This is a genomic window from Halomonas sp. PR-M31 (assembly GCF_001039575.1).
Taxonomy (GTDB): domain Bacteria; phylum Pseudomonadota; class Gammaproteobacteria; order Pseudomonadales; family Halomonadaceae; genus Modicisalibacter.
In genome coordinates, this window is the sequence record NZ_JIBT01000033.1 from 13,650 (window position 1) to 33,285 (window position 19,636).

Here is a 19,636-nt window from a genome sequence, read left to right on the forward strand (position 1 = left end):
AACGAATCCTCGGTTGAGCGCTCAGTCGCGCAGGGTGGCGTAAAAGGCACGGATATGATCAGTTTCATGATACTCCGGGTCCTTTGAAGGCTGCGTGGAGCTGGCGTCGTCTTCCTGAGCCTGTACGAAAGTGGCGTTGCCCAGCCCAGCGGCGGCGGCTCCAGCCACGGTACCAAGGCCCAGCACGCGAAGAAAACGGCGGCGTCCTGAAGCATGGCTGGTGGATTTTGTGGTTTTGTGATTCATGGCGATGTCCTCAGCGCATAATTATCGATATCGAGTTCTTGACGGGGATGTAGTTCAAGATCTCGAAGAAGTCTGTCCTGATGAATCCTGTAGCGAAGAGTCGTTAGGGGATGGCGTTTCATGGGAGGCGTGCAGGACGTCTTCCTGCTTCAGGAAGCCATGACCCAGCTGGCCGACGCTGGCATAGAACGGCGTATCGACCTGACCAAGATCTGCCATGAAATCGCTGCCCCAAGGCGATAGATGGCGTTGGAAAAATAGCGCCTGCTGCTCTGGTTCGTTTTCGATGAGCATGGCCATCACCTCGAGCATGGCGGCGATATGATCCTCCGGCTCCTTGACGTCCGGGGCGCGTTCATAGCCCAGTCGCCTGAGATCCCGGCGCAATTCCACCAGAGGCATCTCCATCAAAGAGCCGGTCAGATACCAGGAGGCATAGGGCACCAGTTCGCCTTGAATGACGCCGATCAGATGACGAAAATGCGCCCGCTCCAGGTTGTCTGGACGCGCTTTGGCGGCGGCAAGAGACAGCGTTCTCCAGCAGGCCTGCAGGCCGTCATTGTCGTTGGCAATCTCAAGCTCTGCCAGAAAGCTGAGCAGATCAGTATCCGGTGCCTGCCGCAAAAGCCGTGCCAGCAAACGATAGATATCGGCACGCAGGCCGTCGTATCCGTCGAGCCTGAGCGCTGTTTCGTCATTGGCCTCGGTCATGGAATCTTTCGCCAATTCACAGGCATCGTTGGTTCCTGTCATGCTCATATCTTCAGTTGGGCGTCGGGATTGCGCGCTAGATCGCGCCATACATCCTTGACGCGGCAATCTTCACACATCTCCAGGCGCCGGATTGCATCGCCGGCAAAATAAGGATGATCGATCAGCTTGGCCTTGATGTTGGCAATCGTGCTCGAGGTAGCAAAAGGCTTGCCGCAGCTGATACAGGCGAAGGCGTCCTCTTCTTTACATACCCGGGCGGTATTACGCAGTTCGAGATCGCCCAGAAATCCGGGTGTCAGAGTAATGGCATTCTCGGGGCAGGCATTGTCGCACAGACCACACTGCACGCAGTCCGCTTCACGAAAACCAAGCTGCGGGGAGTAATCGTCGCCTCCTCTAAGCGCCGGCGTTGGGCACACTGCAACACAGGCCATGCAGAGCGTGCAGGCTGATTCGTCCACGTTGATGGTGCCGAAAGGCGCACCAACGGGAACGGATTCGCGCCCGATGCTCGGCTGACCGTGGCTGCCCAAGTGGTCGATGACCGCGTTGAGTCGATCGCGCTTGTTGGTCGCCAGATCGGGCTCTTCACGGGCCATCAGGCAATTCAAACGCGCCGGGGCGTCCCGGGCGGTAAGCGTCTCATTGATGATGAGGATGCGCTGGGGATCATGGCCGAGCGCGGAAAGCAGCGCGTGTGCCTGATCGAGCTGATCGTGGATGAGTCGAGACAAGCTCTGCGGAAGTCCCGCATGGTGCTGAATGCGCACTTCTGCCGCGCCGTCGGCCAGTGCCGCCAGCCAATGTTCGAGACCGGCAGCGCCCAATTCCTCCAAAGGTACGTCGAGTACATGGGGCGCGGCAGTCGTGGACTCGCCTTCGAGCCAGGCTTGATCACAAAAGCGCACAACCGGCGCTGCGCCGCCGGCTTGTCGATAAGCGCCAAGCAGGCGATGAACAAAATCAAGCTGACGCTGCGGCTGTGGCAGCAGGTACTGTATGGCCCCGGTGGGACAGGCGCTGGTGCAACTGCCGGCGCCATGACAAAGATAGGGGTCGATCTCGATCCAGGATTCGATACGTCTGGTGACGCTTTTAATGGCATCTGCGGGGCACACGTCCAGGCAACGGGTACAGCCGCTTTGGCCGCGCCCGGCATGGGCGCAGATGGCGTGATCGATCTGAAAATACTTGGGCTTCTCGAACTCTCCTACGCTACCGGCGAGGGTGGCGAGGGTTTCCTCATAGGCGGCGCTTTCGACGCCAATGGCATGATAGCCCGGTGGGGGCAGCTGCAGATCGAGTTGCGCGGTACTGCCCAGATCCAGCACCAGATCGAAGCGATCACGTTGAATGCAGGCCTGGGCAAGATTGATCGTGGAGGCATCGTTGAGGGTGATTTGTGCATGAAACGCACCGAGATAGCCGTCCAAGTGCAGATGACGGGTCTGATAGCAGGGCAATGCCTGAGTGGCCCGATAGGCGTGTTCCAGCTCGGAATCCACCGTATCGTCAACCGGCGTCGCCGCGGTAACCAACAGGGAAATCGAGCCTAGCGTGCCGCCACTTTGCAAACGCTGAGCGGCCAGTCGCGCATCGCGCTCATTGCCGACGATCAGCAAATGGCCGTGACTCTGATAGTTTACGCTGCTGGGAGCCAGATTGACCGGCCAGGACACTTTCTGGTGGGCCACGTCATTGGCTTCACGATCGCGGGACGGATCCAGCGACGCAACGGGAATATGGTTCGCCATGTCACCTCAAGTCGTTACGGTCTGGAAGATATCGGCGAATGATTAATAGTTTTTAGCGGGTCATTTAATCGAGACCCTTGCCGAAATCTTTGATTTCAAGAATATAAGCAGGCTTTGGACCTGAGCGAAGGCAGTCAAACTCTCGTAAAAGGGAAGCTGACGGTAGCCCAGTCGTCTGTCAGGTGCGAAATTGCGTCAAACTGGCCGGTTCGTGGGTCGTACTGGGACAGAGGCGCTTTCTCCATGCTGCATCCTCTCCTGTTCTTCCTCATCGTTGGAGTCCGCAAGATTTTTGTTATCAAAAGATGACGCTTCACTGCTTAAGCCATCTTCACCTGCGTCCTGTTCTTGTGTTTCTGGCGTGGCGGCGGCTACCGATGAATTCTCACCGAGGGTTTCATTTTCTGGCTCATCAACATCTTCCGTTAGCTTGCGCATCCAGTTTCTCAACTGCGCCGAGGTCTCACTGCTGAGTTTGCGCATTTTGGAGAAGTCATGGTCGTAATCATCAAGGCCATCTCGGACATTGTAGCTTGTGGCTGTAAACATGCGCCGCAGTGCGCGTCGTTTGAGTGCCGGACTGACGCCGGTCTGTAAAAACGCGCTGAAATTGCTCTCTGGCGCAAGCGTGTCCGGATCAGGAAGCTGATCGTCGATATTCTCCTCTGGACTCTCTGGCTCCTTCGCAGAGCTGTCTGTTGGGTGCTGATCCGCTTCCTGCTCCTGCAGGCTTGCTATGGCATGATCTTCTTCCAGTGCTGGCGACAAATCAGCGCTTACCGGCTCTTGCTCATCTGATGTCTTGAGCGGTGTCTGGGTAGGAAGCAAGGCCTGCTGCTCGCGCTGATCTTCATTTTCCGCCCTAGTTTCCGCCCCGCGCTTGCGCCTCGACCAGCGCTCAAACCGACTCATGCTTGATCCTCCCGGGCACGGCCCTTCTTCTTGCGTCCTTCCTCCGGCGCTTCGCCGTGACGAGCCAGATAGGCCTCCAGCCACACCTGGATGGCCAGTGGCATCGTTGTGTCGAGTACCAGCCAATCACCGTCCATCCAGCCGGCGGCCACTTCCTGACTGGCGGTGATGGCGCTGGCATTGGCAATCCCCTGGTGTTCGCTCTGGTTTTCACTGCAGCGCACGAACAGGCGCGGTCTTGCGGAAGACAGATTATGGCGGTAGGCGAGACGCTCGGTCATATAAAGCTGCAGGTCGAGCACGTCCGGTCCCTGATTGCCGGGCTCTAGCCTGGCGACATGCCATTGGATCATGCTGAAGCCTTTAACCGTGCGCTGAACGGCTTCAAGCTCGAGACTCAGGGTGCGTAGGCTACTGCTGGTCATGACAAGGGGCTCCTGACGAGAACGGCTGACGCGAACGGGCGTACAAAGCCTGACTGGTCCGAATGGGATTGTAACCGATATAGTGGCCGGATCGCTTCGTCGCCCAGGAGAATGCTTGTCATGAGCTCAATTAGCGTAAGTCAGGCCCGCCTGCCGACTACCGTGGAAATTTCCGTCATCGATGAATATGGCGAGACCCGGCAACAGGCCATCGCCGCGGAGCGAGCGCTGACGGTGTATCTCAATCGTCGCGAGATCGTCACCTTGATGACCCTAGGCGCCGAACCCGAGGCGTTGGTCATCGGCTATCTGCGCAATCAAGGGCTGATTGCCCGCCGGGAAGATCTTCAGGCGGTACAGGTCGATTGGGAAGTGGAAGCCGCGGCGGTCGTCACCGGGCATCAGCCCGAGGATCTCGAAGCGCGCCTGGCCCAGCGTACCGTAACCACCGGCTGTGGCCAGGGCACCGTGTTCGGACGTCTGCTTGATGCCACTTCTCTCAAACCTCTGCCCGAAACCCGGCTGGCGCAATCCGTGCTCTATCGCCTGCTCGACAATCTGGGCGCCTACAACGAAACCTATCGCAGCGCCGGTGCCGTTCATGGCTGTGCCTTGTGTCATCAGGATCAGGTGCTGGATTTCGTCGAGGATGTGGGCCGCCACAATGCGGTGGATACCCTGGCCGGTCGGCAATGGCTGCAGGCAGACGAGACGACGATGGCGGCCACCGACGGGGCGGATATCTTCTACACCACCGGGCGCTTGACCTCTGAGATGGTACTCAAGGTGGCGCAGATGGGCATCAGCGTGCTGGTATCTCGCTCCGGGGTGACTCAAAAGGGCGTCGAGCTGGCTCAGCGCTTCGGGGTGCTGCTGATTGCCCGAGCCAAGGGCAAGCATTTTCAGGCCATTCATGATGCCGATCGGCTGATTCTGGACAGCCCGCCGCCTCGGCGATCCCTCAAACGAAAGAGTCATGAAGGGGCTACCCAATCCGCTTCTTCGTCGTCCTCTCAGACGCCCCACGACCGGTCTGCGCAGGAGAGAACCCAGTGAGCGAGGCGGACAATCCCTTTCTCAACGTTCATCAGGTGGCAGAGCTTTTGCATCTGAACGAAAAGAAGATCTATCAACTAGCCAGCGACGGCGCCTTGCCGGCCACCAAGATCACGGGGAAGTGGCTTTTCCCCCGTCGGCTGGTGGAGCACTGGATTCTCGAATCCTGTCATCACGGCGTGCTCACGGATCGCCTGATGATCACCGGCAGCGACGATCCATTGCTGGCCGCCATGGTCATGCGCCTCAACCAGCAGCAGCGCGGCCAGGCGTTCTATGGTCATAGCGTGACCGGCACCCAGCTGGGCCTGGAGCTCTTGTCCCAGGGCAGGGCGGACGTCTGTGCCATTCACTGGGGGCGCGCCGAGGAAAGCGAGCTGCGTCATCCGGCGCTTATTCGGGGGCATCAGGGCTATCGTCACTGGGTTCTGGTCCGATTGTTTCGACGCAGCCAGGGGCTGATCATTCGCAGCGAGGATCGGCATTTGTCCCTGCATCCTCGAGAGCTTTCACGTGGGCTTTCCGGTGCCAGTCGGCGCTGGGTAATGCGTCAGGAGGGAGCAGGCTCTCAGCGCTTTCTGAAGGAGTGGCTGGCCGGTCAGCAATTACGCCTCGAGCAGCTCAACTGCAACGCCATCGCCTATAGTGAAAGAGAGGTTGCCTCGTTGATTGCCCGTAACGAAGCGGACATCGGCCCGGGCACCCTGTCCGCGGCCAACGAGTTCGGTCTGGGATTCATTCCGGTGAGCGAAGAGGCCTTTGATCTCGTCACACCACGCAACGTCTATTTTCGTGCCTTGCTGCGCCAATTGTTCGATTATCTGAACAGTGCGCCAGGGCTTGCGCTGGCCCAATCTTTGGGCGGCTACTCCTTGGAAGAATGTGGCAAGTTGCTGTGGAGAGGAGATGCGGTGCAGCATGATTGACTTTGGTTGAAAGCGACCAGAAAACACTTGTATTAACGAAGTCGCCCCATTAGCGTTGCCCCATCGTTGAATATATAAAACGAATACACCTGATAAGCCTACAACATCAATAGACGTGAGGTGGCTGCCAATGACGGATTCAACTGGGGAGAACAAGCTGGCACGAGTGCTGGCGCGTAAGGACGTGCTGGCGCTTGCCTTCGGCGCCATGATCGGTTGGGGCTGGATCGTGCTGACCGGCAGCTGGATACAGTCCGCGGGAAGCCTGGGCGCGATCACGGCTTTCGTGTTTGGCGGTATCGCCATCGTGCTAGTGGGGCTGACCTACGCGGAGTTGGCTTCCGCAATGCCCCAGGTGGGCGGCGAGCATGTCTACAGCTATCGGGCCTTGGGGCACTTTGCCTCGTTCATCTGTACCTGGACCATCGTGCTGGGGTACGTAAGCGTAGTCTCTTTCGAGGCCGTTGCGTTGCCTACCGTGGTTGAGCAGCTATTCCCCAACTATGCCGTGGGACATCTATGGACCATTGCCGGCTGGGACGTGACCGCCAGCTGGGTAGCGGTTGGCGTGGTTGGTTCGCTTACCATGATGGTGATCAACTATATCGGTATCCGCACTGCGGCACTGGTACAGAAGGTGGTGACGCTGTTGATATTGGCGGTGGGCGTCATGTTCATCACCGGTGCATTGTTCACCGGCGATAGTGCCACAATGGAGCCGCTGTTCAACGTGGAGAACGGCGTTATTGGTGGCATCATGACGGTTCTGATCATGGTGCCATTCATGTTCGTCGGCTTCGACGTCATTCCCCAGGCCGCGGAAGAGATCAATCTGCCTTTTCGTGAAATCGGCCGGGTGCTCATGGCCTCGGTCATTCTGGCAGTGTTCTGGTATGCGTTGATCATCCTGGGCACGTCCTTGATGCTTAATCCTCAGGCATTGGCCGACAGTACCCTGGCGGTGCCGGATGCCATGCAGGCGGTATTCGCCGCGCCCTGGGCGGGTAACCTGATGGTGCTGGCGGGCATCGCGGGTATCATCACCAGCTGGAACGCCTTTTATATCGGTGGCTCTAGGGCAATCTTTGCCTTGGCCCATGCGGGCATGTTGCCGGCTTTTCTGGGCAAGCTGCACCCGCGCTATCGCACGCCCACCAATGCCATCTTGATGATCGGGATCCTTTCAAGCATTGCGCCGTTCTTCGGTCGTCCGACCATGGTCTGGCTGGTGGATGCGGGCGGACTTGGTATCGTCGTTGCCTATTTCTTTGTGGCCTTGTCGTTCGTGGTATTGCGCTACCGGGAGCCGAAGCTTGAACGTCCTTTCAAGGTGTCTCAAGGCAAGCTGGTCGGCGGCTTGGCCGTCGTTCTGTCTTTGGGAATGGTAATGCTGTATCTGCCCGGCAGCCCCTCTGCGCTGCTGCCGGTCGAATGGGTCGTGTTCGGTGCGTGGATGATTCTTGGGCTCGTCATGTATTTCTGGTCCCGAGCGCGCTATGGCTCGGACTATGCCGCCAAGGTGATGCAGCGGGAGCTGGCCGGGGAGGACCCATACGCAGGTCGCTGAGCCTACATGACAAACAAGCCCTCGAATGCTGTCGAGGGCTTTTTATGAGCAGTTCCGGGAAGCAGCGTTTTCCATGGCAATGTCGGAAGACGTACACACCGACAATACCGTGGCGTCCTGCTCGCTGATCGAGATCAGCGCATGGCCCATGTCGCTGTCAAAGTAGAGGCTGTCGCCTTGTTCCAAGCGCAAGGGTTCGTAGAACTCGGTGTATAACAGCGCACAGCCGTCCAACACGATCAAGAACTCTTCGCCGTCGTGGCGAACCCATTCGCTGAACTCCTTGAAATCCCGCGCCCGCACCATGGTCTTGAACGGGATCATGCGCTTCTGCGCCAGCTGACAGGACAGTAGCTCGTGTTCATAGGTCGGAGTCGGGTGCTGCTGGCCGTCGCCGCAGCGGGTCAAGTCGCGCCGACCCAGGGTATGAGTCTGGGTCTTGGGTGGGCTTAACAGCTGCGGCAGGTCGATGCCTAGTCCATTGATGAGCTTCTGGACGGCAGTGAACGTCGGCGAAATCTGATTGTTCTCGATCTTGGACAGGGTCGAGCGGGCCAGGCCGGTACGTTGACTGACGCCGTCCAGGGTCCACCGATTGGCCAGACGAATTTCCTTCAGCCGCTCGCCCAGGCGCAACGGTTCGACGAAGGGTTTTCGGCCTGAAGCGATACGCAGCGCGGCTTCCTGGTCGGTACTGGCGGACATGACAGGTTCACTATAGGAAACAAAGTTTCCTGGATTCTAGCATACCTCCTGGCCCTGGGCGTTCGATGAGACTTCCTGGTCTTCAGGCTTTTTTGAACTCACTCCTTCGCCATGGGTGAATCATAGCGACAGGCATCCTCGCTATTCTTTTCATGGTAGGGCAGACCCAGCAGTGCTTTGACATGGGCCGTGGCGCATCTGCCCAGCGCCTCGGGGTTGTAGCCGCCTTCAAGCACCGATACCAAGCGATGATTGGCATAGCCTCGGGCCACATCCATGGCCAGATTGGTAATCCAGTAATAGTCGTCGTCTTCCAGGCAGACATCCGCCATCGGGTCCTCCCGGTGGGCGTCGAACCCAGCGGATACCAGAATCAGTTCCGGCCGATGGGCTTGCAGCGCCGGCAGCCAGTCACGCTCGATGACGCGACGGAAGGTACGGCTATCACAGCCTGCATCCAGCGGGGTACACACCACGTTGCTCGCCTCCGGGCGCAGATAGCGCCAAGGGTAGAACGGATACTGATAGCTGGTGCAGATGAGAATGTCCGGATCGTTGGCAAAGATATCGATGGTGCCATTGCACTGATGCACGTCGAAATCCAGGATGGCAATGCGTTTGAGACCGTACTTTGCCCGGGCGTGAGCGGCGCCCACGGCAACATTGTTGTAGAAACAAAAGCCCATGGCTTCCGTTGCCTCGGCGTGATGCCCGGGGGGACGTACGGCGCAGAACACGTTATCTGCCTGCTGGCGAAAGACCTGGTCGATGCCGCGCACCACGGAACCGGACGCTAAACGGGCAACGTTGAGGCTTTCCGGGTTCATGAAGGTGTCGTTGTCGAGGTTGGTCAGCCCTCCCTGCTCGGGAACGCACTTATCCAGAGAGCGCAAATGGCGCTGGGGATGAACCAGGATGAGCTGTTCATCGCTTGCCGGCTTGGCTTCGGACTGCATGGTTTGTTGCAGGATACCCTCAAGGGCCATGCGTGCGAGTATCGCATCCAGGCGTTTGGGGCTTTCCGGGTGTTCTGGCCCCATGTTGTGAAGAACGCAATGAGGATGCGTAATAAAGGATGTAATCATGACGGCTCTCCACACTGTTATGATGCAACAGTAATCGGCAATGCGACTTGCACGACAGTGTCCTTAAGTCGTACACAAGCATCGTCTTTCTGTCAGGAGATCACCGTGGTACCCGTTTTCTGCGTAATTTCTTCGAACCGAGCTCTGTGGTTGTGATCGGTGCCTCCGAAAAGAATCACTCCATGGGTGGATTGGTGATTCGTAATCTGCAGGAGGGAGGGTTCCGTGGAACCCTGTGGACGGTCAATCCCAAGGGCTATGAAACGGTCTTTGGCACTACCTGCGTGAGAAAAGTGTCGGATCTTCCTCAAGCGCCGGATCTGGCGATCGTCTGCTCTCCGGTGGTGACGGTTCCGGTGACCATCGAGCAGCTGGGCCGTCTTGGCGTCAAGGCGGTCATGGTGCTTTCCGGAGGCTCATTTCTAGATGAGGGTAGCGGCGGAAAGGAGGGATCGATCCGCGAGCGTATGCTGGCCGCAGCCAGACGCTCTGGCATTCGGGTGCTGGGCCCGGAGTGCATGGGGCTGATCGTTCCCGGACATCGTCTCAATGCCACCTATACCAGCCAGCAGGTCAAGACCGGCAAGGTCGCTTACCTGGGCCAGTCCGGCATGCTCGGCAATGCCATGATCGACTGGGCCGCGGGCCAGGGCATCGGCTTCTCGCATCTGGTGACCTTGGGCGACAGCGTCGATGTCATGCTTCCGGATCTGATCGATTACATCAATCAGCACTCGCCAGCCCAGGCCATTTTGCTGCATCTGGAGCGGATCAACGACGCCCAGCACTTCATGACGGCGTTACGGGAGGCCTCGCGCAATCGCCTGGTCCTGGCGATCAAGAGTGGGCGCACGCCGGAATCGGATCTCTCGGGACTGCCTGCTACGCCAGGGGTCGTCAATCGCGACAGCGTGTACGACGCCGCCTTGGCGCGAGCCGGGGTGGTGCGAGTGGATAACTCGGATGAATTGTTCGATGCCCTTGGCACCTTGTCGCGGATGCGCCCCTTGCGCGGCGATCGTCTGGCCATCGTCGCCAACGGGCTGGGGCCGGCACTGTTGGCCATTGATCGTTTGATCACCGCCGGGGGTAAACTGGCGCAGTTTTCCGACGAGACAAGACAGGCGCTATTGGACAGTGATTTCGACATGAGCCTGCCGGGGAGCAATCCGGTGGATCTGGGCGGCAACGCGACGCCGGAGAAGTTCGTCGGTGCTCTGGAAATCGTGGCCGGCGATGCCAACGTGGATGCGGTGCTGGTCGTGCATGCGCCAACCCGACTGGCGCCCTCCAGGGCCACCGCTCAGGCCGTGGTTATCAATCGCAAACGCTTCAAACGCAATCTGCTGACCAGCTGGATGGGCATGGAAGAAGCCCTATCTGCGCGCCATGAGTGTCATTTGGCAGGTATCCCGACTTATATTTCCCCGGAGAAGGCGGTCAAGGCGTTCATCCACATGGTGGACTATCAGCGGGTGCAGACCCTGCTGCAGGAGACACCGCCCAGCCTGGCTTTTGGCACGACTGCCGACATTCGTAAGCGTTGTCATAAATTGATCGCCGAAGCCAAGGCGCGGGGGCGCGATCGCTTGAGCCATCAGGAGACCGGCGAAGTGCTTCAAGCCTACGGTATCCCGACCGCCCCCAGCCGCTATGTAGCCAACCCGGAAGAAGCGGCAGCGGCTTTTGAAGAGTTGCAGGCACCGCTAGGCCTCAAGGCGATCCATGAGCAGGGCTGTCTGCCTTATCATTATGCCAAGCATCCGCGTAAATCCTCTGCCGGTCTACTGCAGGATCTGAACAGCGCCAACGAGATGGCGGAAGGCGTGGAGCGCCTCGAGGAGGAGATACAGACGCAATATCCCGGGAGCCGGATATACAGCTATTGTCTGCAGCCCATGCAGCGGGGCAAACACTCCATTCAACTGAGCGCCGGTATCACCCGGGATCCGGTGTTCGGCCCCATCATCGTGTTCGGCATTGGGGGGTATCGCACCAACGTGATGGCGGATCGACATGTGGCGCTGCCACCATTGAACATGACCCTGGCCAACGATCTGGTAGGCAACACCCATGCGGGCAAGTTGATCCTCGATCATTCCCCGGACCCGCAGCGAGATATCGACCGACTATGCCAGCTACTGGTCAAGCTTTCCCAGATGGCCTCGGATCTGCTCGAGCTGCGCGGGCTTGAGATCAATCCGCTGTTGCTCAATCGGGACGGCATGATCGCAGTGGATTTTGCCTTGGATCTGGGCAAGCCGGCCCGACACGCCATCATGCCCTACCCGGAAGAGCTGCGAGAATGGGTGACGCTCAAGAATGACATGCGGGTCGAGATTCGTCCGGTACGAGGCGAGGACGCCCCGCTGATCACTGAGTTTCATTCCCAGCTTTCTGAAGAGAGCATTCGCTTTCGCTACTTTCATAACAAGGCGGATCTGACCAAGCGGGATCTGGCGCTATTGGCCCAGATCAACTACGACCGACAGATGGCATTCATTGCCGAGCATACGAGGGAGAACGGTGAGAAGGAGATGCTTGGGGTAGTTCGGGTGTGGAACGATCCGGATAACATTCGCACCGAGTTTTCCGTCATCATTCGGGATGACATGCAGGGGGTGGGCCTGGGCAGCGTGCTGATGAAAAAGATGATCGGCTATTGCAAGAGCGTTGGCACGCTGGAAATGATTGGCAAGATCATGGTGGACAATCACCCCATGCGGGGACTGATGAAGTATCTGGGGTTCACCTCACACTACAACATGGAGGAGCAGGTGGTGGATGCGGTACTGCGTCTCAACGAGCCCGAGAATGATTGGCAACGTCACCGCCTTGAAGCGCAGCTTTAAATACAGGATCGATTGCAGAAAAAACCGAATGCGTCTGGAGCACGGAAACGCTGATTTGATCCTGCCCAGGCGTCTCCGTATGATACGGACTTTTATAATTACAGGTTATGAAAAACAGAGTTAATCATCATTTGGTGCTATGAATTGCCAGGTGTTGCTGTATGTTCCAATACCTGGCGCTGCTTTTATTTGTCATTCGATATAAATAACCACAGAACGGATGAGTCGATGAGTGACACTGAAAATATCAAGATCCGGGTGCGCGGACTGAGCAAGGTCTTCGGCAGCCATCCCAAAAAGGCCCTCGAGCTGCGCGACAAGGGGAAAAAGCGCGCTGAAATCCTCGAGAAGACCGGGCAAACGCTTGGGCTGTCCAACATTAGTTTCGACGTCAAGGAAGGGGAGCTTCTTGTGATCATGGGGCTGTCGGGGTCGGGAAAATCCACCCTGATTCGTTGCCTTAATCGTCTGATTGAACCCACGGAAGGCGAGATCGTCATTGACGATGAAAACATTCCCACACTCAGTGAAAAAGAGTTGCTGGAGTGCCGGCGCCGGCATTTTTCCATGGTTTTCCAGCATTTTGCCCTGTTTCCCCATCGCACCGTTCAGGCCAACGCGGAGTTTGGTCTGGAGATTCGCGGCTTCGACAAGCAAGAGCGTGCCAAAAAAGCACGAGAAGCGCTCCATCAGGTTGGCCTCGAGGGGTGGGAAGACTCGATGCCCAGCCAGCTTTCCGGCGGCATGCAGCAGCGCGTGGGCCTGGCCCGGGCATTGGCCAACGATTCCACGGTCTTGTTAATGGACGAGGCCTTTTCGGCCCTGGACCCATTGATCCGTAAGGACATGCAGCAAGAGCTGCTCGAACTCCAGAATCGCATGAAGAAGACCACCATCTTCATCACCCATGATCTTGACGAGGCGTTGGCACTCGCCGATCGCATCATCTTGTTGAAGGATGGAGAAATCGTTCAGATCGGCACCGCGGAAGACATCCTGACCCACCCGGCGGACGATTACGTGGCACGCTTCACCGAAGGCGTTGACTTGTCGCGAATCCTCACCGCTCGCCATGCCATGCGCCCGGTTCGTGCCGTGGCGCGCAGTGACGATGGGCCGCGTACCGTGCTTCACAAGCTCAGCGAGAACGGTCTGGATTCCATCTACGTCACTGATCGACAGCGCAAGCTTCTGGGACTTCTGGAGGCGGATGTCGCCGATCGCGCTGCTCGGGAGGGAAAGCAAAGCATAGAAGGGTTGGTCGGCAACGATTTTCCCAAGGTCGGGCCGGACGAGCCACTGCACAACCTGTTCGCCATGTTCGGCGAAAGGAGCTTTCCAATTGCCGTGGTCGATGACGACCAGCGTCTGTTGGGCGTCGTAGTCAAGGGCGCGGTACTGGCACAACTTGCTGAAGCAGGAGAACACTGATGGCAATCGATATTCCCCGCATACCCCTTGGCGACTGGATCGAAACCGGTCTCGACTATTTGACAACGGAATTCTCCGGCGTGACCCGGGGTATCTCCCGCTTCACCCAGACCGGTATCAGCGCCCTCAACGATGCACTGATGTGGCTACCGGAATGGGCCTTGATGGCGATCATTGCCTTGCTGTGCTGGCGCCTGGCGGGAATACGCTTGGCAATCGGGGCGGTATTGGGTCTTTTGTTGATCTGGAACATGGGGCTATGGTTCCCGATGATCGAAACCCTGACCCTGGTTGTGATTGCCACCCTGGTGGCGGTGGTGATTGCGCTGCCCTTGGGCGTTTTCGCTGCGCTATCGGATAAGTTCTATAGCGTGATCATGCCGGTGCTGGATTTCATGCAGACCATGCCGGCCTTCGTCTATCTGATTCCGGCCATTCCGTTCTTCGGCATCGGCTCCGTGTCGGCCATCTTTGCCACGGTGATATTTTCCATGCCGCCGGCGATTCGTTTCACCACTCTGGGGATTCGCCAGGTACCCACGGAGCTGGTCGAGGCGGCGGATGCATTTGGCTCCACTCGGGGGCAAAAACTGCTCAAGGTGCAGCTACCGCTGTCGCTACCGACCATCATGGCCGGTATCAACCAGACCATCATGCTGGCGCTCTCCATGGTGGTCATCGCCGCCATGATCGGCGCGGACGGCCTGGGTAATGAAGTATGGAAGGCGATCCAGCGTTTGCGTCCGGGCGATGGCTTCGAGGCGGGAATTGCGGTGGTCATCCTGGCCATGCTGCTCGATCGCCTGACCCAGGCGTTCCGCAAGACCAAGAAGACACAGTAAACAAGATGAATTGAAAAGAGCAGGACGCTGGCCGATATCGTCGGCCTGCCTTGGCAGCAAGAGGTATCAGCAGGAAGAAAGATTGAAAGGTGATGCTGTCCCTCGAACACAAAAGACGAAAAAGAGGAAATCATGAAAACAACCACCACCATGTCAAGCACGCTACGCACCACCACCCTGGCACTAGCCTGGGGCTGGGAGTCGGATTAGGAACCATGAGCGGCGCCTATGCCCAGGACAAGGGCACTGTGACCCTGGCCTATGTCGAATGGTCCTCGACGGTTGCATCCACCAATGTTATGCGCGCAGTGCTGGAGCAGGCAGGGTACGACGTCGAGATGTCTTCCTTGTCTGGTGCCTCCATGTGGCAGGCCATCGCCTATGGCGATGCGGATGCCACCCTGGCGGGATGGCTACCGACGACCCACAAGGACTATTACGCTCAAACCAAGGACAAGGTCGTCGATACCGGCGTCAATCTGGATGGCACCAAGCTCGGCCTGGTTGTTCCTAGTTATACCGATATCGACTCCATCGATCAGCTCGGTGACAAGGCGGATAGCATCGATGGCGAGATCATCGGCATCGACCCTGGTGCCGGCATCATGGGGCTTACCGAAGATGTACTTGATGAGTACGGCCTGGACCGCGATCTTCGCCTGCGCACTGGCAGTGGTGCCACCATGACCGCTGCCTTGAAGGCCGCCATCCAGAATGAAGAGAACATCGTGGTCACCGGCTGGACCCCTCACTGGATGTTCGCCCGCTGGGATCTCAAGTATCTGGACGATCCCAAGAACGTCTATGGTGGTGCCGAGCAGATCCATACCATCGTGCGCCAGGGCCTAAAGGAAGACATGCCCGAGGCCTACCAGATCCTGGATAACTTCGAATGGACCGCCGAGGACATGGGCGAGGTCATGATGATGAACCAGGAAGAGGACAGCGACCCCTACGAGAATGCCAAGAAGTGGGTAGAGGACCATCAAGACATGGTCGATGAATGGCTGGGCGATGCGGCATAAGCCAGGAATTTCCATGTTTCATTAACAACGAACGCAACCTAGTTGGGCGTTCGTCGTTAGAGTCTTTAGTATGACTTGGAAAAGCCTCAGGGGGCCAGTCGAGCCTTGAACCATCCTTGATCGTAAAGACGATAGCGCACCCGGTCGTGCAATCTATCCGGCTGACCTTGCCAGAATTCGATCATCTCGGGTACGACGCGATAACCGCCCCAGTGGCGAGGCCGCGTCACGGATTGACCTTCATACACCTTTTCGAAGCGCTGGCTGCGCTCTTCAAGCCACTCCCGGTCCGGTATTTCCACGCTCTGTAGCGCCGTCCAGGCGCCCAACTGACTGTTGCGGGGGCGGCTTTCGAAATAGCGATCGGATTCCAGGGCATCGACTTGATGTACATGCCCCTCGATGCGCACTTGGCGCTGAACCGTAGGCCACCAGAACACGATGGCCGCCTGAGGCACATTGGCCAATTCACTCCCTTTATGGCTTTGATAATTGGTGTAGAAGACGAACCCACGCTCATCGAAGCCTTTTAGCAGCACGATACGGGCGTGGGGAAGGCCCTGACCGTCAACCGTTGCCAGGGTCATGGCATTGGCGTCATCGGTTTCCTGCGTCAACGCCTCATCCAGCCACTCTTGGAAAAGTGGCATGGGGCTGTCTGGGGTGGTTGCGGTATCAAGGCTACTTCCACTGTAGTTGCGCCGAACATCGGCGATGTCATGGGTCATGGCGTTCTCCTAATGTTTTCTTGATCGTTGTCATAAACGGTAATGGGCCCAAGTTCCCGGTCATTGGCTTCTTCCTAGAGCATATCAGCCTAATTGGACCATCAGCATATAAAGTCCGGTTCCCGCGACAATCGACAACAAGGCGTTGCGTCGCCACAGGTGCAAGGCGACCACCGCGAGCGAGGCGATGATGACCGGTAAGCCATTGGGCATCATGTTCAGATGCCCTTCGGCGAGAGGACAAAAATCCCGCAAGGCATAGATGACCAGTATCATCATCACCGCCGGCGGGAGATAGCGCCCCAGGTGCAGGATCAAAGGATGATCCGCGTGCCGGGACAAAGCGACGAACGGCAGCACCCGAGTGGCGAAAGTGGCCAGAGCGCTGACGGCAATGAAAATGAGCAGTGTCGTGGTTTCCATCAGTATGATCCTCTGCTTCGCTGGGCCCAGCGGTAGTGCACCAGGAGTATCAGGCTGGCAGCTCCAATGGCACCCAGCAGCAGATTCTGTTCCGGTAGCAGTATCAAAGCGCCTAACCCGGTAAAAAGTGCAATCACGAAAGGTAGGGCCTGGCGCAGCCGGCTTGCCTGTTCCAGAGTGAGAACGATGAAAAGCGCGGTCAGCGCGAATTCGATACCGCGACTATCAAAATCGAGCAGGGCGCCGGCCATGGCCCCTGCCAGCGTTCCCAGTACCCACCACAGTTGATTCAACAGACTGATTCGCCAGGCATTGGCATGATCTTCTGGCCCCTGTTCTTGCTGACCTTGATTGGTCAGCAATGAATAGGTCTCATCCGTCAGGGCAAAGATCAGGTAGGGCTTGCGCCATCCCGCTCCTTTGAAGCGTTTGAGCAGTGACAAGCCATAGAAAAGATGCCGGGAGTTGAGCATGAAGGTCGCAACCGCGACTTCGAGCAGTCCTGCATGATTGGCCAGAAGGGTAACAGCCATGAATTGACCGGCACCGGCATAAATGAAAAGCGACATGACCAGCGCCATCCACCAGGGATGACCAAGCTGCATGAACAGAATGCCAAAAGCGGCCCCGAGAGGTAGATAGCCAAACATGACGGGCAGGGTTTGTAGACTGGCATAACGCCACTTGGCGATGGGCGACAATGAATCCCTTCCTTGCTGTAGAGGATTGTCCTAAGGTAGCTATTCAAGATGAAGAGCGCACAAAAAGCCTGGACGAGTCTTTATTCTGCGTTCGGGCGTCGCTGCATATTAGCATTCACAAATCGGGTGAAGCATGCAAAGGATCTGGGTGTGGGATGTTTGGGTGCGGATTTTTCACTGGGTATTGGTCCTGGCGCTGATCGTATCGTTTTACACCATGAAGACAGAGGGCTATCCGCTGATGTTTCCTGTCGATTGGCATGCCCGGGCAGGCTACACGGTGTTGGGACTTTTACTATTTCGCTGGTTGTGGGGGCTTTTTGGGAGTCGTCACGCGCGGTTTCTGAACTTTTTGCGCTCGCCACTCGAATCCTGGCGCTATCTCTGGCTGTTCCTGCGCAATCGGGCCCCAAGCTACGCCGGCCATAATCCCTTGGGCGGCTGGACGGTCATGATCATGATGCTGTCGTTGACCTTGCAAGCAGGAAGTGGGCTGTTTTTACATGACGATATTCTATTCGAGGCGCCCCTGTATGGCAGCGTGAGTGACGCAACCACCAAGCTTCTGACGACCCTGCATCACTACAATGGCAATTTTTTGCTGGGGTTGATTGGTTTGCATATCGTCGCGGTGGTGGTGCATCGAATCAAGGGGGAAAAGCTAGTGGGGGCCATGTTCACCGGCCGCAAGCATCTGATCTCAGAGCCTGTAGACGGCCCGGGCTCCAACGCGGTGCAATGGCGCGCTGCAGTAATGCTTGTGCTGGCAGCGGCGTTGGTGACGTGGCTCTGGACTAGCTAAGCTCGATTCGGCTGCACTCGATAACTCTCGACAGCTCCCAGTAACCCTATGCAAGCCCGCCTATGGCGGGCTTCGTTCGTCATAATCATCGACGAGCTCTAAGGTTTTATTACCAATCAATCATCAGCACGATACTCGTCGTGGCAGTTCTTGCAGGTCTTCCCGGTCGCCGCTACCTGCTGACGAAGCGCCGCATAATCGTCTTGCTGAGCCACTTCTGCCAGCTTGGCGGTTGCGTCTTCCATTTCCGTCTGCAGAGACTCGAAGTCGTCACGATTATCGGCAATCTTGGCGAGTGCATCGGTGTCGGCGCCATGTCCGTCACCACGCAAGGAGCCTTCAATGAAGCCTTCCCAAGGCATCTTGGCCAACAGCGCAACCCGCTCGGCCCGCATGGCCGCTTCTTCGGCATCGTACTCCATGTCGCCCTTGGCCATAGCTCCCAACGGGCCAAAGTTCCAGCCCATTACGCTGAATGCGGACTGACGATATTCAATGGCTTCTTTGATCTCTTTCTCGTCCGCTGCTTGTGTTGCGGTGGATGCCATCACCAAGGAAGCAGCAATCCCAAGACTCATCAAGACTCTCATTGGTCTCTCCTCATCATTTTATAGATCCTCGATAGCAATCGATTCGAGGTTTTGACTTGCTCGTTGCAATCATCGGACACCTTGAGAATAGCAGTAACAGAATAATCTTAAAGACGAGGTGGCGCTTGTTCCTGCAATTGACGCTCCGCCAGCGTGCATAAAGCATGCTCGAAACGAACAAGGTCAAACTGGCCACGACTTCCAGCAAGCCGAGCCAGGTTTTACCGGGTAACGTAGCCAACATGACCCCCTGCATGAAATATAGAAGGCTCACGAACGCCAGCCAGGCATGACCGCGAGGGCGGCGGGTATAAAGTGTGGGTAAAAAGAGAATCAAGGGCAGTACCCGCACCAGTACCGGCAAAATACCGTTGCTGCTTTGAGTCTGAAGCTGCCAGCCGCCTATCAGCAGAAGGACGATCAAGGCGACGTAGCTACCTAGAACGATCTTCCGGGTGCGCTGAGTCAGTGGTGCAATACCATGCTTCGCTTCGAAACCCTCCAAGGCAGCCCGCATTATTTTTCCTCGCGCAATGTGCGTAGCGCCAGGGCGAGCCGGGCAATACGTTTGCCTTGAGCCCGGGCGAGGGTGCGTTCCGTGTCATCGACGCTGCGATCGCTACTACCGCCAGCGACGTGACTGGCACCGTAGGGCGTGCCGCCACTGGTCGTCTCGAGCAAACCGCTCTCGCTGTAGGGCACGCCCGCATAGACCATCCCCTGATGCAGCAAGGGAACGAGCATGGTCAGTAGCGTAGCTTCCTGGCCCCCATGCAGGCTGGCGGTAGAGGTGAAAGCGGTTGCCGGTTTATCGATCAGGGCGCCATTGATCCAGAGCTCGCTGGTGCAATC

20 protein-coding genes and 1 pseudogene are annotated in these 19,636 nt (G+C 57.5%); 8 read left to right on the plus strand and 13 right to left on the minus strand.

What is annotated here, in order from left to right; genetic code table 11:
• Positions 1 to 21: 21 nt before the first annotated feature.
• From CH74_RS10075 to CH74_RS10095, 5 genes are all read right to left on the minus strand, one after another.
• Positions 22 to 246 carry a hypothetical protein gene (locus CH74_RS10075; protein ID WP_048307327.1) on the minus strand — a complete coding sequence of 75 codons (225 nt, stop codon included), beginning with the start codon at positions 244 to 246 and terminating at the stop codon, positions 22 to 24.
• 54 nt (positions 247 to 300) lie between these two features.
• Positions 301 to 999 carry a molecular chaperone gene (locus CH74_RS10080; protein ID WP_367379109.1) on the minus strand — a complete coding sequence of 233 codons (699 nt, stop codon included), beginning with the start codon at positions 997 to 999 and terminating at the stop codon, positions 301 to 303.
• Positions 1,000 to 1,001: 2 nt separating this feature from the next.
• Positions 1,002 to 2,714 (minus strand): 4Fe-4S binding protein, encoded by a 1,713-nt coding sequence (locus tag CH74_RS10085; RefSeq protein ID WP_048307328.1) that lies wholly within the window; start codon positions 2,712 to 2,714, stop codon positions 1,002 to 1,004.
• Positions 2,715 to 2,909: 195 nt separating this feature from the next.
• Positions 2,910 to 3,626 carry a DUF3306 domain-containing protein gene (locus CH74_RS10090; protein WP_053070710.1) on the minus strand — a complete coding sequence of 239 codons (717 nt, stop codon included), beginning with the start codon at positions 3,624 to 3,626 and terminating at the stop codon, positions 2,910 to 2,912.
• Positions 3,623 to 4,051: a DUF3305 domain-containing protein gene (locus tag CH74_RS10095; protein WP_048307329.1), complete on the minus strand. Its 429-nt coding sequence runs from the start codon at positions 4,049 to 4,051 to the stop codon at positions 3,623 to 3,625. The genes CH74_RS10090 and CH74_RS10095 overlap by 4 nt, the downstream gene beginning before the upstream one ends.
• A 120-nt stretch (positions 4,052 to 4,171) precedes the next feature.
• Here CH74_RS10095 and CH74_RS10100 point away from each other — a divergent pair, with 120 nt between their 5' ends.
• The 3 genes from CH74_RS10100 (at position 4,172) to CH74_RS10110 (ending at position 7,600) form a co-directional block, all read left to right on the plus strand.
• Positions 4,172 to 5,107 carry a formate dehydrogenase accessory sulfurtransferase FdhD gene (locus CH74_RS10100; protein WP_048307330.1) on the plus strand — a complete coding sequence of 312 codons (936 nt, stop codon included), beginning with the start codon at positions 4,172 to 4,174 and terminating at the stop codon, positions 5,105 to 5,107.
• The gene (locus CH74_RS10105) at positions 5,104 to 6,033 is read left to right on the plus strand and encodes a helix-turn-helix transcriptional regulator (protein WP_048307331.1); all 930 of its coding nucleotides are present in this window, start codon (positions 5,104 to 5,106) and stop codon (positions 6,031 to 6,033) included. Before CH74_RS10100 ends, CH74_RS10105 begins: the two co-directional genes overlap by 4 nt.
• A gap of 130 nt (positions 6,034 to 6,163) precedes the next feature.
• The gene (locus CH74_RS10110; RefSeq protein WP_048307333.1) at positions 6,164 to 7,600 is read left to right on the plus strand and encodes an APC family permease; all 1,437 of its coding nucleotides are present in this window, start codon (positions 6,164 to 6,166) and stop codon (positions 7,598 to 7,600) included.
• A gap of 42 nt (positions 7,601 to 7,642) precedes the next feature.
• Here the strand turns inward: CH74_RS10110 and CH74_RS10115 are convergent, their stop codons facing one another.
• Both CH74_RS10115 and CH74_RS10120 read right to left on the minus strand, forming a co-directional pair.
• Complete coding sequence (locus CH74_RS10115) at positions 7,643 to 8,305, minus strand: helix-turn-helix domain-containing protein (RefSeq protein ID WP_048307334.1); 663 nt, start codon at positions 8,303 to 8,305, stop codon at positions 7,643 to 7,645.
• Between the two features lie 98 nt (positions 8,306 to 8,403).
• Positions 8,404 to 9,390, minus strand: a complete 987-nt coding sequence (locus CH74_RS10120) for a histone deacetylase family protein (protein ID WP_048307336.1) — start codon at positions 9,388 to 9,390, stop codon at positions 8,404 to 8,406.
• Positions 9,391 to 9,479: 89 nt separating this feature from the next.
• Here CH74_RS10120 and CH74_RS10125 point away from each other — a divergent pair, with 89 nt between their 5' ends.
• The 4 genes from CH74_RS10125 (at position 9,480) to CH74_RS10140 (ending at position 15,540) form a co-directional block, all read left to right on the plus strand.
• Positions 9,480 to 12,242, plus strand: a complete 2,763-nt coding sequence (locus tag CH74_RS10125) for a bifunctional acetate--CoA ligase family protein/GNAT family N-acetyltransferase (RefSeq protein WP_048307349.1) — start codon at positions 9,480 to 9,482, stop codon at positions 12,240 to 12,242.
• A 228-nt stretch (positions 12,243 to 12,470) separates the two neighbouring features.
• Entirely contained in the window at positions 12,471 to 13,673 is a 1,203-nt protein-coding gene (locus CH74_RS10130; RefSeq protein ID WP_048307337.1) for a glycine betaine/L-proline ABC transporter ATP-binding protein, read from the plus strand.
• Complete coding sequence (locus CH74_RS10135; protein ID WP_048307338.1) at positions 13,673 to 14,515, plus strand: proline/glycine betaine ABC transporter permease; 843 nt, start codon at positions 13,673 to 13,675, stop codon at positions 14,513 to 14,515. Before CH74_RS10130 ends, CH74_RS10135 begins: the two co-directional genes overlap by 1 nt.
• Before the next feature lie 215 nt (positions 14,516 to 14,730).
• The gene (locus tag CH74_RS10140) at positions 14,731 to 15,540 is read left to right on the plus strand and encodes a glycine betaine ABC transporter substrate-binding protein (protein WP_156181469.1); all 810 of its coding nucleotides are present in this window, start codon (positions 14,731 to 14,733) and stop codon (positions 15,538 to 15,540) included.
• An 86-nt stretch (positions 15,541 to 15,626) separates the two neighbouring features.
• Here the strand turns inward: CH74_RS10140 and pdxH are convergent, their stop codons facing one another.
• The 3 genes from pdxH to CH74_RS10155 all read right to left on the minus strand — a co-directional run bounded on the left by pdxH (position 15,627) and on the right by CH74_RS10155 (position 17,392).
• On the minus strand, positions 15,627 to 16,268 hold the full coding sequence (pdxH, locus tag CH74_RS10145) for a pyridoxamine 5'-phosphate oxidase (protein WP_048307339.1): 642 nt from the start codon (positions 16,266 to 16,268) through the stop codon (positions 15,627 to 15,629).
• 84 nt (positions 16,269 to 16,352) lie between these two features.
• The gene (locus tag CH74_RS10150) at positions 16,353 to 16,691 is read right to left on the minus strand and encodes a branched-chain amino acid transporter permease (protein WP_048307340.1); all 339 of its coding nucleotides are present in this window, start codon (positions 16,689 to 16,691) and stop codon (positions 16,353 to 16,355) included.
• The gene (locus tag CH74_RS10155; protein ID WP_253273032.1) at positions 16,691 to 17,392 is read right to left on the minus strand and encodes an AzlC family ABC transporter permease; all 702 of its coding nucleotides are present in this window, start codon (positions 17,390 to 17,392) and stop codon (positions 16,691 to 16,693) included. Before CH74_RS10155 ends, CH74_RS10150 begins: the two co-directional genes overlap by 1 nt.
• A gap of 133 nt (positions 17,393 to 17,525) precedes the next feature.
• On the opposite strand from CH74_RS10155, the gene CH74_RS10160 reads away from it, so the two are divergent.
• Positions 17,526 to 18,194: a cytochrome b/b6 domain-containing protein gene (locus CH74_RS10160; protein WP_048307341.1), complete on the plus strand. Its 669-nt coding sequence runs from the start codon at positions 17,526 to 17,528 to the stop codon at positions 18,192 to 18,194.
• Between the two features lie 116 nt (positions 18,195 to 18,310).
• On the opposite strand, the gene CH74_RS10165 is transcribed toward CH74_RS10160, so the two are convergent.
• The 3 genes and pseudogenes from CH74_RS10165 to CH74_RS18785 form a co-directional block, all read right to left on the minus strand.
• The gene (locus CH74_RS10165) at positions 18,311 to 18,772 is read right to left on the minus strand and encodes a cytochrome c (RefSeq protein ID WP_053070711.1); all 462 of its coding nucleotides are present in this window, start codon (positions 18,770 to 18,772) and stop codon (positions 18,311 to 18,313) included.
• A 25-nt stretch (positions 18,773 to 18,797) separates the two neighbouring features.
• Positions 18,798 to 19,301, minus strand: a complete 504-nt coding sequence (locus CH74_RS10170; RefSeq protein ID WP_082140378.1) for a DUF2069 domain-containing protein — start codon at positions 19,299 to 19,301, stop codon at positions 18,798 to 18,800.
• Positions 19,301 to 19,636 (minus strand): annotated as a pseudogene (locus tag CH74_RS18785) (NAD(P)H-quinone oxidoreductase); the annotation flags it as partial. The gene CH74_RS10170 and the pseudogene CH74_RS18785, both read right to left, overlap by 1 nt.